At 67.1% G+C, this 13,546-nt stretch carries 12 protein-coding genes; 4 read left to right on the top strand and 8 right to left on the bottom strand.

Annotated features, from left to right (window positions below; translation table 11 throughout):
* The 5 genes from EV672_RS00570 to EV672_RS00550 all read right to left on the bottom strand — a co-directional run.
* The coding region (locus EV672_RS00570; RefSeq protein WP_133606389.1) for a cadherin-like domain-containing protein at positions 1–1,152 on the bottom strand (1,152 nt) is incomplete at its 3' end.
* A 349-nt stretch (positions 1,153–1,501) separates the two neighbouring features.
* Entirely contained in the window at positions 1,502–2,944 is a 1,443-nt protein-coding gene (locus EV672_RS00565) for an HlyD family type I secretion periplasmic adaptor subunit (RefSeq protein WP_133605651.1), read from the bottom strand.
* Between the two features lie 14 nt (positions 2,945–2,958).
* Positions 2,959–5,202: a type I secretion system permease/ATPase gene (locus tag EV672_RS00560; protein ID WP_133605650.1), complete on the bottom strand. Its 2,244-nt coding sequence runs from the start codon at positions 5,200–5,202 to the stop codon at positions 2,959–2,961.
* A 53-nt stretch (positions 5,203–5,255) separates the two neighbouring features.
* Positions 5,256–5,801: an NUDIX hydrolase gene (locus tag EV672_RS00555; protein ID WP_133606387.1), complete on the bottom strand. Its 546-nt coding sequence runs from the start codon at positions 5,799–5,801 to the stop codon at positions 5,256–5,258.
* Positions 5,802–5,875: 74 nt separating this feature from the next.
* A complete protein-coding gene (locus tag EV672_RS00550) occupies positions 5,876–6,457 on the bottom strand; it encodes a chorismate--pyruvate lyase family protein (protein ID WP_166643395.1) in 582 nt (193 codons plus the stop codon).
* 243 nt (positions 6,458–6,700) lie between these two features.
* Between EV672_RS00550 and pgeF the strand changes: the two genes are divergently transcribed.
* Positions 6,701–7,462 carry a peptidoglycan editing factor PgeF gene (gene pgeF / locus EV672_RS00545; RefSeq protein WP_133605648.1) on the top strand — a complete coding sequence of 254 codons (762 nt, stop codon included), beginning with the start codon at positions 6,701–6,703 and terminating at the stop codon, positions 7,460–7,462.
* Here the strand turns inward: pgeF and EV672_RS00540 are convergent.
* Positions 7,385–7,756, bottom strand: a complete 372-nt coding sequence (locus tag EV672_RS00540; RefSeq protein ID WP_133605647.1) for a hypothetical protein — start codon at positions 7,754–7,756, stop codon at positions 7,385–7,387. The genes pgeF and EV672_RS00540 overlap by 78 nt on opposite strands.
* Positions 7,757–8,506: 750 nt before the next feature.
* Between EV672_RS00540 and phaC the strand changes: the two genes are divergently transcribed.
* The 3 genes from phaC (at position 8,507) to phbB (ending at position 12,214) form a co-directional block, all read left to right on the top strand.
* A complete protein-coding gene (gene phaC / locus EV672_RS00535) occupies positions 8,507–10,159 on the top strand; it encodes a class I poly(R)-hydroxyalkanoic acid synthase (RefSeq protein WP_424923107.1) in 1,653 nt (550 codons plus the stop codon).
* A gap of 72 nt (positions 10,160–10,231) precedes the next feature.
* On the top strand, positions 10,232–11,410 hold the full coding sequence (locus EV672_RS00530) for an acetyl-CoA C-acetyltransferase (protein WP_133605646.1): 1,179 nt from the start codon (positions 10,232–10,234) through the stop codon (positions 11,408–11,410).
* Positions 11,411–11,476: 66 nt separating this feature from the next.
* The gene (phbB, locus tag EV672_RS00525; RefSeq protein ID WP_133605645.1) at positions 11,477–12,214 is read left to right on the top strand and encodes an acetoacetyl-CoA reductase; all 738 of its coding nucleotides are present in this window, start codon (positions 11,477–11,479) and stop codon (positions 12,212–12,214) included.
* A gap of 97 nt (positions 12,215–12,311) precedes the next feature.
* Here phbB and EV672_RS00520 read toward each other — a convergent pair whose 3' ends face one another.
* Both EV672_RS00520 and lexA read right to left on the bottom strand, forming a co-directional pair.
* Entirely contained in the window at positions 12,312–12,635 is a 324-nt protein-coding gene (locus EV672_RS00520; RefSeq protein ID WP_133605644.1) for a hypothetical protein, read from the bottom strand.
* 153 nt (positions 12,636–12,788) lie between these two features.
* Complete coding sequence (gene lexA / locus EV672_RS00515; RefSeq protein ID WP_133605643.1) at positions 12,789–13,499, bottom strand: transcriptional repressor LexA; 711 nt, start codon at positions 13,497–13,499, stop codon at positions 12,789–12,791.
* Positions 13,500–13,546: the final 47 nt, after the last annotated feature.

Genomic DNA, 13,546 nt, shown 5'->3' with positions numbered 1-13,546 from the left:
GGGCGGGTCGTTGAGGGGCGTGACGCCGATGTCCACGGTGGCCGTGGCGGTGCCGCCTTTGCCGTCGGAGACGGTGATGGTGAAGCTGTCAGCGCCGTTGTAGTCCTTGTTCGGTGTGTAGGTCCAGTTGCCTTGCGCGTCGACGGTGACGGTGCCGTTGGCGGGGTTGGATCCCTTGGTGAAGGTCAGGGTGTCGCCATCGACATCAGAAGCGGAGACTTTGCCGGATACGGGCTTGTCTTCGTCGGTGGTGGCTTTGTAGTGGCCGGTGACGGGGTCGATGTTGCCGCTGGGGTCTTCCACCGTCGGCTTGTCGTTGACCGGGGAGACCTCGATGTTCACCGTGGACAGGGCGGTGCCACCTTTGCCGTCGGACACCAGCACCGTGAAGCTGTCGCCGCCGTTGTAGTTGGCGTTGGGGGTGTAGGTGTAGCTGCCGTCTTCGTTGACCACGACCTTGCCGTGTTGCGGGTCGCTGGCCTTGCTGTAGTTGAGGCTGTCGCCGTTGGAGTCGCTGCCTTCCACCTGGCCCGACACCGATTGGTCTTCGTTGGTGACCTGGCTGTAGTTGCCCACATTGGGGGCGACGTTGGCCGGTGTGGCCGGGGCGGCCGGGGCGGTGGGCACGTCCGCTGCGCCGGCGCTGGCTTGCGGCGCCGTGGTTTGCACCAGGCCGGCAACGCCTTCGCGTGCGGCACTCTCGCTGAAGGCTTGCGGCGTCACCACTTCGATCACGCGGTCCACGCGCAGGCCCCCGCTCAGCGAGGCGCCACCACCACCGGTCAGGCCCGCTGCGGTCGCGGCATCTGCATCACCGCGGTCCACCGCGCCGAGCACGTCGTCCAGATCCTGCGTGGCAGCAGCCTTGGCGGCAACGCTGGTGCGTCCCATTGCGCCTGCGCCAGCGCCAGCAGGTGCGCGGGCCGGTGCATCCGCCGCGGCCATGGTCAGGTCATGTGGCAGCCAGGCCGGGCCCGCGCCATTGCTCACCTCGATGCGGGTGTCCGCCGCGGCCAGGATGACGTCGCCTGCGGCGATGCTGTCTCCCACCTTCAGCGCCTGAGGCGCCTCCTCGCCCGCCCGAACGACGTTGGCACGCCCCTGGAGGGTTGAAACGACACCACTGGGGGCATGCGCGGACGACTGGGGCATGGCGAAACCTCTCAAAATGTAACTGCGTTGTGAGTATGGCGTTGTGGTTTTGTCTTAGGACCGAATCCCGCCGTGGCTTGTGTGAACAATTCCTGCCCTTGGGCTGAAATCGCACCGCCTAAGCACCGTCGGGCATCAGGGTTGGCGTCTTGTGGAGATGGCGCACGCACCCGCAAGCCGACCAGACTGAACCAGCTGATCGGTTATCGGAGGGGGAAGGGTGCCTCTGTAGGCAATTGATCACGCCGAAGGACTCGGTGTGGGCCTTAAGCCGAGCTTGGGGCCGAGCTTTCGGTCAGGCCTGCAGCGCTGTGGCGAGGCACCCCTCCCGGGGCCCTCGCCATGGACATCAGCGTTCGCGCAGGGCGTGGCTGTGGGCCTTGAGCACCGGCTTGAGCAGGTAGGCCATCACGGTTTTCTTGCCGGTGAGCACGTCCACCTCGGCCGTCATGCCCGGGATGATGGGCATCTTGTCGCTGAAGTTGGCTTGTTTGGTGCGCACCCGCACCACGTAGAAGGTGTTCTGGCCGCGTTCGTCGGTGACGGTGTCGGGGCTGATGTTCTCCACGATGGCGTCCAGGCCGCCGTAGATGCCGAAGTCGTAGGCCGTGAACTTCACGGTGGCCGCCTGACCTGGGTGGATGAAGGCGATGTCGCGCGGCTGCACCTTGGCCTCCAGCACCAGGGCGTCGTCCAGGGGCACGATCTCCAGGATGTCCTTGCCCGGTGTGACGACGCCGCCCACGGTGTTGGCCAGCAGGCGTTGCACGCGGCCACGCACCGGAGACTTCACCTGGGACTTGTCCACCTTGTCGGCCAGGGCCACCGCGCCCTCGTTCAGCGCATTGAGCTTGCCCAGCACCTCGGACAGCTCTTTGCGTGCCTCGTTGCGGAAGGCCAGGTCGGTTTCCTGGATCTTGCGGCCGGCCTCGGCCATGCCGGCGCCGGTGCGGGCGATCTGGGCGCTGGCTTGCTCCATCTCGCCGCGGGCGCGGGAGACCTCGCGGTCCAGGCGCAGCACATCGACCTCGGAGACGGCACCTGTGGCCAGCAGCGGGCGGGTCTTGTTCAGCTCTTGCTGGGCCAGCTCCTGGCTGCGTGCGGCGGAGTCGCGGCGGGCGCGGGCCTCGGCCTGCTCCTGGCGGCGCTGGGCCAACTGCTGCTCGCTGATGCCGACCAGCGCACTGAGCTCGCTGCGGCGGGCGTCGTAGAGTTGGCGTTCTTCCTCAACGATGCGGGCTTCTTCCAGATCACCGTCGCGCGGCACGGGCGGGCTGAACGCGGTGCCGCCCGAGAGGGCCTTCAGCCGGGCCAGCTTCACCCGCAGCGAGAACACCTGGGCCGCGCTTTCGCGCACGCCCGAGGTGGCGCGGGTCTCGTCGATCTTCAGCAGCAACTGGCCGGCCTCAACCACCTGGCCTTCCTTGACCAGGATCTCCGACACCACACCGCCATCGAGCGACTGGATGACCTGCAACTGCTTGGACGGGATCACCTTGGCCTCGCCCTTGGTGACCTCATCGACCTTGGCGAATGAGGCCCAGACGATCAGCAGCACGACCACCAGCAGCGCGCTGCGCACCAGTTTCTGTGCGCGCTGCGTGCCCACGGTGGACATGACGGCATCGGCGTCCTGCTCGAAGCTGCGCATGCCGGCCGCCGCTGCGGCTTGCGGCGTGACGCGCGGGCCGGTGACACGGTCGAGCACCGCATCGGTGACGGGTGAGATGCCGCGGCGGATGGCCTCCAGCACGTTGACGAAGCGTTGGCCTGCGTTCAGCAAGGGGTTCATGGTGTGCTCCTTGCTCAAGCTGCGCGGGCGATGCGACCGGCCGACAGGGCCTGCATGATCCGCTCGCGCGGGCCATCCGCGACGATCTTGCCTTGGTCCACGACGATGACGCGGTCCACGAAGGACAGCATCGAGGTGCGGTGCGTGACCAGCACCACCGTCTTGCCTTGCGAGAAAGCCTGCATCTTCTGCGTGACCAAGGCTTCGGTGGAGAAGTCCATGGCGCTCGTCGGTTCATCGAGCAGCAGGATGGGCGCGTTGTGCAGCACGGCGCGGGCGATGCCCACACTCTGACGCTGGCCGCCCGACAGCAACTCGCCGCGCTCGCCCACAGGCAGGTCGAAGCCTTGCGGGTGGCGCTTGACGAAGTCGCTCAGGCCAGCGGTCTCGGTCGCCGCCAGGATGGCGTCGTCGGTGGCGTGCTGCATGCCGAAGGTGATGTTCTCGCGCAGCGAGCCGTAAAACAGCGTGACGTCTTGCGAAACGTGCGCCAGGTTGCGGCGCAGGTCGGCCGGGTCGAGCTGGCGCATGTCGATGCCATCGACCAGCACCGCTCCGCCCGAGGGCTGGTAGAGCCCCAGGATGAGCTTTTGCAGCGTGGTCTTGCCCGAGCCGACCTTGCCGATCAGCGCGACCTTCTCGCCCGGGCTGACCTTGAAGCTGATGTCGTCCAGCGAAGGCTCGTTGCGGCCGGGGTACGCGAAAGACACGTGGCGGAATTCGATCTCGCCCTTCAGCTCAGGCTGGTGGATGAAGTTCTTGTCGGCGGGGCGCTCCACCGGCTGCGCCATGATCTTGTCCAGCGACTCCATGGCCGTGCGCGCACCCTGATACTGCATCAGCAGGCCAACGATCTGGCCCGCGGGCGCCAGCGCGCGGCCGGCCAGCATGGTCGCCGCGATCAGGCCACCCATCGTGAGCTGCTTGTCGGCGATCAGGTACACGCCGATGAGGATGATGCTCACGGACACCAGCTGCTGCAGCGTCGCCGTGGTGTACATGGCCGTGGACGACAGGCCGCGCATGCGCACGTTCAGCGCCGACAAGAACTGGTTGGCCCGTTCCCAGCGAGCCTGAATCAGGCTCTCAGCCCCTTGCGCCTTGATGGTCTCGATGCCGGTGAGGCTCTCCACCAGCGTGGCGTTGCGCTGCGCCGAAGCCTGGTAGGTGCTCTGCGACAGCTCGTGCAGGCGGTGCTGCAGCACATAGCCCGACACCAGCACGATGGCGAACACCGACAGCACCGGCAGCACCAGCCAAGGCGAGATCCAGGCCATCACGACCACGAACAGCAGCGCAAAGGGCAGGTCGATCAGCGCCGTCACGGTGCTGGAGGCGATGAAGTCGCGCACCTGCTCGAAGCCACGCAGGTTGGACGCGAAAGAGCCCACCGATTGCGGGCGGTTTTCCAGGCGCATGCCCAGCACACGCTCCATCAGCGAGGCCGAGATCTGCACGTCGATGCGCGCACTCGCCTCGTCCACGAAATGGCTGCGCAACAGGCGGATGAACAGGTCGCTGCCCAGCACCAGCACCACGCCGACGGCCAGCACCCACAGCGTTTCGACCGCATGGTTGGGCACGACACGGTCATAGACGTTCATGGAGAACATCGGGAAAGCCAGCGCGAACAGGTTGATGAGCAGGGCCGCCCACAGCACGTCGCGGTACACAAAGCGCTGGGCCATGACCGGACCCCAGAACCAGTGGCCCGAGCGCGTGGCCTTGACCTCGGGGGTGCGCTCGTCGAAGCGGAAATGTGGCTTGGCCGACACCACCACGCCGGTGAAGCGCGCCGCCAGATCGGCCCAAGGCAGCTTCACGGCGCCCTGGCCGGTCTGCGGCAGCAGCACGCGGGCCTGGGCGCGGTCGGGGCCGTCAAAGCCCAACAGCACGCAGGCACCTTCGTCTTTGAGCAGGAGGATGGCGGGCAGGGTGATGGGGTCGATCTGCCCCAGTTCGGTGCGCTGCAACTTGACGGCCAGGCCGGCACGGCTGGCGGCGCGCTCCAGCAGGGCCACGGTCAGCGGTTGCTTGTCCAGGGGCAGGCCTGCCGACAGCGATGCCCGGGACGCCGCGATGCCATGCAGCCGGCAGACCTCGATCAGGCTGTCGAGCAGCGGGTCGGGGGAGGCCAGGTCCTCACGCACGCGGGGCGCTGCGGTGCTCGACAGTGCCGCGGGGTGTGCCGGGGGGGCTGGTATCTGGCTGGCGGCTTGCACGGGGGCGTCTGGCAGGGTGTCCTGGGGTGCGGTCATGGTTCAGGGCGTGAGGTGGACCACCGCACGGGACATCGTTCCGAACGGCTTGTTCAGCGGATATCGGCGCAATGGACGTCGAATTGACCCCGATCACGGTCAGCGAAGAACTTTTCCAAGGTCATGCGCACCGTCTTGAAGGCCAGATCGTCCCAGGGAATCTCGTGCTGGTGGAAGAGCTGGGCCTCCATCGTCTCGGGGCCCGGCGCGAAATCGGTGTCCAGCAGACGGGCGCGGTAGAAGAGGTGCACCTGGCCTGCCGTCACCACATTGATGATGGCGTAGAGGCCTTGCATCTCGATGCGCGCACCGGCTTCCTCGTCGGTTTCGCGTGCGGCGCCTTCCTCGGTGGTTTCGCCCAACTCCATGAAGCCCGCGGGCAAGGTCCAGTAACCCTTGCGCGGTTCGATGTTGCGTTTGCAGAGCAAGACCTGCTCGCCCCACACCGGCAGCGTGCCCACCACGTTCAACGGGTTGACGTAGTGGACGTGGTGGCAGGCGGGGCAGACAGCGCGTTCGCGGTTGTCGTCGTCGGGCACCTTGTGCTCGACCGGTGTGCCACAGACCTGACAGTGCTCGATTCGGCGGGAAAACAGCATGGGCGCAGTGTAGGGCATGGCGCCGTGCGTGCTGGCGCTCGGGCCCCTTGCTGGCCGCACGCCTTGGGTGCAACTCAGCGTCGCTCGCTGGGCAAAGGCAGCATCCAGGGCGCAAAAGCTTCCAGCACCTGCAGGGGCTGGCCGCGGTGCCAGAACAGGGAATGCCGCGCCCAGCGGGGCAGGGCGTCCGGGGGCAAGGTGCTGGTCAAAGGCTGAGCCTGCACCCACCACGCCCGAGCCATGCGGCGTTGCAGGGGGCTGCCTGGCCGCAGGTGGCTGGCTTGCAGCGGCCCGCGCAACACCCGCCGGTGGCTGAACAGCAGCTCGGCCAGCGGGCGCGTGCCCAGCCCCTCGATGGCTGCCCAAGGGCCCTTGACCGCCGACAGCGGCGTGACGCTGCGGGCCCAGACCGCGGCACGCCCGTCGATGCGCAACAGCACCTCGCGCACGTGCGCCGCCTGGCAGCCCAGCGCCTGGCGCTCTTGTGGCAGCAAGGCCATGCGGCCCTGGGCGAGCACATCGACCGTCACCGCGCCGTTCAGGCGCAGGCGCGCTGTCAGCGAGCCCGGGGCACCCAGCCAGCGCCGCAGGTCGGCCGAGGCGGTGGTGATCGTGGCAACGGCGGTGGCGGTCGTGGTCGCTGGCGAGCGCGGCATGGACGAGGTGCTGGGGCGGGGTAGCATCGGGGCCAGATGATATCTGGCAGCCCGTGCGCGCTGCCGTCAGCCTTGCCCAGCCTGCTTGCGGGGCCGCACCCGATGCCCGATCACCTGTCCTCGTCTTCACCCTCGCCCTCGCCCTCGCCTGTTGATCGCGCCTTGCCTGCGGGCTGGCAGCGCCCTGGTGTGTGGCCCGTTGGCACCGGCCCCCAGGGCGCCGGCCGCAGCGTGCATGCCCTCATGAGCGCGCGCGCCGGCGGCATCGGCCAAGCCCCTTGGGACAGTTGCAACCTCGGCGACCACGTCCAGGACGATGCCGTTGCCGTGCGCCACAACCGTGCCGTGTTCGCGCGGCACCTGGGCGCCCAGCCCGTGTGGCTGCAGCAGGTGCATGGCGACCGCGTGCTGCGCTTGCGTGCCGACAGCCTGCGCGAAGCAGACGCACCGATCGCCGATGGCGCGCTCACCACGGAGCCTGGCATCGCTTGCGTGGTGATGGTGGCCGACTGCCTGCCGATCCTGCTGGCCGCGCCCGAGGGCCGTGGCGTGGCCGCGCTGCATGCCGGCTGGCGTGGCCTGGCTGGTGCGGGCCAGGGCATGGTGGCTGGCCGAGGCATCGTGCACAGTGGTGTCGCCGCCTTGTGCGAGGCGGCGTCTTGCGATCCAGCGGAGCTGGTCGCCTGGCTGGGGCCTTGCATCGGACCCGCGCATTTCGAGGTCGGGGCCGACGTGTTGATCGGCTTCGGCGTGGACCCGGCCGATGCGGCATCTGCCGGCGCCCATCCGCGCTTCACACCCCGGTTCGCAGCTTCAGTGCCAGGCGACGGCCATGGCAAGTGGCTGGCCGATTTGCCCGGGCTGGCCCTGGACGCACTGCACGCGCTGGGCGTGCGTCATGTCACCGGTGGCGATGCCTGCACGGTGTCAGACGCCGCCCGCTTCTTTTCCTACCGGCGCGACGGTCGCACCGGCCGCCAGGCCGCTGGCATCTGCCTGCGCTGAGTCGGCGGTGGGTTCCGGCGTCAACGTGGCTTCGGGCGACGCGGCCCCAGGCGACGTGGCCGAAGCGGAAGAAGCCGCATCGACCGACTGCCGAGCATGGGCTTCGGCTTCAGCCTGGCGCCTGGCGCGACGGCGTCCGGGCGTGCCCAGCAGGTACATCACCAAGGCCGTGGGTGCTACGCCATAAAACACGAACGTGATGACCGCACCCAGGTAAGTGCCCTGCGGGCTGGTGGCCTCGGCCAGGGCCATCATCAGGGCCACGTAAATCCAGGCGATCGCGACGATCCACATCTTTCGTTGCTCGGTTCGTGTTCAGCGGGTGCCCCGCGGGTTTGATCAGGATCAGTCCCGATCTGGCGCTTGTTGGAATGATGCCAAAGTTGTGTGATGGTGCCGCGCAACACCGCACCTGCGTTCAGAATATGGAAACATCTGCGGGTCAACATCCCAGACTTGGCCTGCCGAGATTCAGCACCTAGGAGACATATGGCTGTTCCACCACGGTCCCGCGCACCCCGCGCGCAGGCTGCATCCGAAGCTTCCTCTCGTGCCACCGCAGGTGACCGACTTGACGCGAGCCCAGCGTCGAAAAAATCCGCGCTGACTGCCAGCGCCAAAGCTGCCGCCCCCAAGGCGCAGGCCCCCCAAGTGGCAGCGAAAAAAGCAGCCGCCAAAACCGCTGGAAAAGCCGCTGTGAAGAAGGCTCCGGCCCGCAAGCCGGCGGCCAGCAAGACCGCAGAGGCCCGTTCAACGGCGCCCGCTGCCGAACACGGGACCAAACACCCGACCGTGCCGCCCTCAGGCGCAGCTTCGGCCGATTTCAGCGCTGCCTCGGCCACGGCCGCCGCAGCCTCTGTCACCGAGGCCTGGCGCGAACAGGTCGCTGCGGCACAAGCCACGATGGCCAAAACTTTCGGTGCCAGCGCCAGCAGCCCTCAGGACGTGATGGGCGGCCTGCGCCAGATGTTCTCTGGGCAAGGCCTGCCCGCCTGGGCGACGCCAGGACAGTCGCAAGCGCCATCGCTGTCGGCCCTGCAGCCCATGGCCAAGGCGGTCGAGGCCATGGGCCAGAGCGTGGGCGCCACGCTGAAGTCGCTGGTGGGTTTGTCCATCGCGCCCGAGCAGCTCCAAGGCATCCAGCAGGACTACCTCCAGCAGGCCAGCGCGCTGTGGAACCAGGCCTTGAACCAGCCTGCCGATGTCAAGATCGCTGACAAGCGCTTTGCCGCGCCCGAGTGGACGCAGCAGCCCGGCAGCGCCTTCATGGCAGCGCTCTACCTGCTCAACGCCCGCACCCTGCAACGCCTCGCCGACAACCTGCAGGGCGAAGAAAAAGCCCGTCAGCGGGTGCGTTTCGCCGTGCAGCAATGGGCCGATGCCGCCGCCCCGTCGAACTTCCTGGCGTTCAACCCGGAAGCCCTGGCCAAGGCGGTATCCACCAAGGGTGAAAGCATCACCCAGGGCCTGCAGCACCTCTTCCACGACATCCGCCAGGGCCACATGTCCCAGACGGACGAGAGCGTCTTCGAAGTCGGCGTCAACGTGGCCACCACGGCCGGCGCGGTGGTGTTCGAGAACGATTACTTCCAGCTCATCGAGTACACGCCGCTGACGCCCCAGGTGCACGAGACGCCCTTCCTGTTCGTGCCGCCGTGCATCAACAAGTACTACATCCTCGACCTGCAGCCGGACAACTCCGTGGTGCGCTACCTGCTGTCGCAAGGCCACCGCGTGTTCATGGTCAGCTGGGTCAATGCCGATGACAACCTGGCGCAGTCCACCTGGGACGACTACGTCGAGCATGGCGTGGTCAAGGCCATCGACGTCACCCGCGACATCACCGGCGAAGACCAGGTCAATGCACTGGGCTTCTGCGTCGGCGGCACCCTGATCGCCACGGCCCTGGCCACGCTGGCCGCGCAAGGCCGCAAGCCGGTGAAAAGCCTGACCCTGCTCACCGCCTTCCTGGACTTCGTCAACACCGGCACGATGGACGTGTTCGTGGACGAGGCCATGGTGCGCATGCGCGAGATGTCCATCGGCCCCAACAGCCCGGCCAAGGGCGGCCTGATGCGCGGCGGCGAGCTGGCCACGACCTTCTCCTTCCTGCGCGCCAACGACCTGGTCTGGAACTACGTCATCGGCAACTACCTCAAGGGCGAAATGCCCCCGGCCTTTGACCTGCTGTACTGGAACAGCGACAGCACCAACCTGCCAGGACCCATGTACACCTGGTACCTGCGCAACACCTACCTGGAAAACAAGCTGTGCCAGCCCGGTGCGGTGACGGTGTGCGGCGTGCCGCTGGACATGCGCCGACTGGACATGCCCACCTTCATCTACGGCTCGCGCGAAGACCACATCGTGCCTTGGGACAGCGCCTACGCGTCCACCCAGGTCGTCACGGGCCCGACCACCTTCGTGTTGGGCGCCTCGGGCCACATCGCCGGTGTCATCAACCCGCCGGAGAAGAAAAAGCGCAGCCACTGGACGAACTCGGCGCGGCGTTTGCCTGCCACCGGTCAGCAGTGGATGGCCTCCGCGCAAGAGCACGCCGGCAGCTGGTGGCCGGTGTGGGCCGAGTGGCTGGCGTCGCACGCCGGCGACATGGTGCCCGCACTCCGCCAGCCCGGCAGCAAGCAGTACCCCGTCATCGAAGCCGCGCCTGGCCGGTATGTGAAGCGCAAGGCGTGATCCTGGCCCGCCACAAGCGGGCTGACACCGTTTCCGCGCATCTCAGCGGAACACCCTCTTTTGGAGAAGAGCATGTCTGACATCGTCATCGTCGCCGCCGCACGCACCGCCGTGGGCAAATTCGGCGGAAGCCTCGCCAAGACCCCGGCGTCCGAGCTGGGCGCCATCGTCATCCAGGACCTGCTGCGCCGCAGCGGCCTGGCTGGCGACCGAGTCAGCGAAGTGATCCTGGGCCAGGTGCTGCAGGCCGGTTGCGGCCAGAACCCGGCGCGCCAGGCCGTGATCAAGTCCGGGCTGCCCAACGCCGTGCCCGCCATGACCATCAACAAGGTCTGCGGTTCGGGCCTGAAGGCCGTGATGCTGGCCGCGCAGGCCATCCGCGATGGCGATGCCGAGATCGTGATCGCCGGTGGTCAGGAAAACATGAGCGCCTCTCCGCACGTGGTGCCGAATTCGCGCGACGGCCAGCGCATGGGCAACTGGAGCATGGTGGATTCCATGATCAACGACGGCCTCTGGGACGTGTACAACCAGTACCACATGGGCATCACCGCGGAAAACGTGGCCAAGCAGTACAGCATCAGCCGGGAAGCGCAGGACGCGCTGGCCCTGGCCTCACAGCAAAAAGCGGCTGCAGCTCAGGAAGCCGGCCGCTTCAAGGACGAGATCGTGCCCGTGCTGATCCCGCAGAAGAAGGGCGACGCGCTGGTCTTCGATGCCGACGAGTTCATCAACCGCAAGTCCACCGCCGAGGTGCTGGCCGGTTTGCGTCCCGCCTTTGACAAGGCTGGCTCGGTGACCGCCGGCAACGCTTCCGGCATCAACGACGGCGCTGCCGCGGTGATGGTCATGAGCGCCAAAAAGGCCGAGCAGCTGGGCCTGACGGTGCTGGGCCGCATCGCGTCGTATGCCAGCGCGGGCCTGGATCCGGCCACCATGGGCATGGGCCCGGTGCCGGCGTCGCGCCGCGCCCTGGAGCGCGCTGGCTGGAAGGCCGCCGACCTGGACCTGCTGGAGATCAACGAAGCCTTTGCCGCACAGGCCTGCGCCGTGCACCAGGAAATGGGCTGGGACACCAGCAAGGTGAACGTCAATGGCGGTGCGATCGCCATCGGCCACCCCATCGGCGCGTCCGGTTGCCGCATCCTGGTCACGCTGCTGCACGAAATGGCCCGTCGCGACGCCAAGAAGGGCATCGCTTCGCTGTGCATTGGCGGTGGCATGGGCGTGGCCCTGACCATCGAGCGCTGAGCACGCACACCGCATTTCACCAAGAACTTGTCAACTGCAGTTTCTTACCCCAACGAGGAGCGTTCCATGAGTCAAAAAGTAGCCTACGTGACCGGTGGCATGGGTGGCATCGGTACCGCCATCTGCCAGCGTCTGCACAAAGACGGTTTCAAGGTCATCGCCGGCTGCGGCCCCAGCCGTGACCATGCCAAGTGGCTGGACGAGCAAAAAGCCCTGGGCTACACCTTCTACGCTTCTGTTGGCAACGTGTCCGACTGGGATTCGACCGTGGAAGCGTTCAAAAGAACCAAGGCCGAGCATGGCCCGGTGGACGTGCTGGTGAACAACGCCGGCATCACCAAGGACGGCATGTTCCGCAAGATGAGCAAGAGCGACTGGGATTCGGTGATCGACACCAACCTCAACAGCCTGTTCAACGTCACCAAGCAGGTGATCGACGACATGGTGGACCGCGGTTGGGGTCGCATCGTCAACATCAGCTCGGTGAACGGCGAGAAGGGCCAGTTCGGCCAGACCAACTACTCGGCCGCCAAGGCGGGCATGCACGGCTTCACCATGGCCCTGGCCCAGGAAGTGGCCAACAAGGGCGTGACGGTGAACACCGTGTCTCCGGGCTACATCGGCACCGACATGGTCCGCTCGATCCGTCCGGACGTGCTGGACAAGATCGTGGCCACCATCCCGGTGAAGCGCCTGGGCACGCCGGAGGACATCGCCTCCATGGTGTCGTGGGTGTCGAGCGACGAGTCGGGTTTCGCCACGGGCGCCGACTTCTCGGTCAACGGTGGTCTGCACATGGGCTGATGCCTGGCGCGAAAGCGCATCCATAGCCCCCTGACGGTTTTGCCTCAGGGGGCTTTTTCTTGATGTCTTGATGGGCTGGTCGCGGCCCTTCAGCCGCTCAGGCGATGGCTTCTTGTTCCATGACCATGCGGTCCAGTGCAGCGCAGACTTCGGCAAAGCGACCTGCGATCACGGTGCGGCGCGCGTCATGCGGGTCGGCGGAGATGCGCAGGCGCGGCGTGACGTGGGGCGGCGTGTGTGCGCTGGCGCGCGTGGATGTCGATGCCGCAGATGGCCGGGCAGGGCTGCCCCAGGGCGTGATGGGCCGAGGTCGAACCGGCACTGGTGCGCTGGGCCGCGCGGGGTGGCCAGACTCTGCCAGCGTGCCGACCAAGCCAGTTTGCTGGCGGATGGCGAAGGCGCGTGCAAGGTGATGAATCATGTTGAACTCCGGTGATGCTTGAGAAGTTCGGCAGGATTCAGACGATGGAACCACCACGCGGGATCGCACCACCAAGCCAGTGACGCAAATGCCCGCCACCCGCATGGTGGCGACGGATGTGATCAGGTGTGGATGCTGGAGGCCTCAGGGCCCTCAGTTCAGCACCTGATTTCGGATCAGGCCCACGGCCAGCCCTTCGAGCTCGAAATCGGTCGAATCGGGCGGCACCACGATGGGTTGGAAATCGGCGTTCTCGGGCAACAGCTCGATGCCTTGCGCCGTGCGCTGGAAGCGTTTGACAGTGACCTCGTCGCCCAGGCGCGCCACGACGATCTGGCCGTTGCGGGCCTCGCGGGTGCGGGCCACGGCCAGCAGATCGCCGTCGAGGATGCCGATGTCTTTCATGCTCATGCCGCGCACGCGCAGCAGGTAGTCGGGGCGGCGCGCAAACAGGCTGGGTTCGACCGCGTAGCTCTGTTCGACGTGTTCCTGGGCGAGGATGGGGCTGCCTGCGGCCACACGGCCCACCAGCGGCAGCACCAACTGCTCCAGGCCGGGCAGGGCGAGGTTGAAGGGCAGGCCGGTGCCCGAGTCGCTGTCGGTGTTCTTGCGGCGACTTTCGTTGACGGTGCGCAGCGTGCCGGCCTTCAGGCGGATGCCACGCGAGGTGCCGCCCACCAGTTCGATCACGCCTTTGCGGGCCAGGGCCTGCAGGTGCTCTTCGGCGGCATTGACCGAGCGGAAGCCCAGTTCGGCGGCGATTTCGGCCCGGGTGGGGGGCGCACCGGTGCGCGCGATGCTGCGCTGGATCAGCTCGAAGATCTGCTGCTGGCGCGGCGTGAGTTTGGGTTTATCGTTGGTCATGGCAACGAGGTGTGGGCGCTGGCCCACCAGACCGTGGTGATGGGTGT

The organism is Aquabacterium commune (assembly GCF_004362855.1).
GTDB lineage: Bacteria > Pseudomonadota > Gammaproteobacteria > Burkholderiales > Burkholderiaceae_C > Aquabacterium > Aquabacterium commune.
The sequence above is the reverse complement of the archived record's forward strand: the minus strand, read 5'-3'. Positions and strand labels throughout refer to the sequence as shown.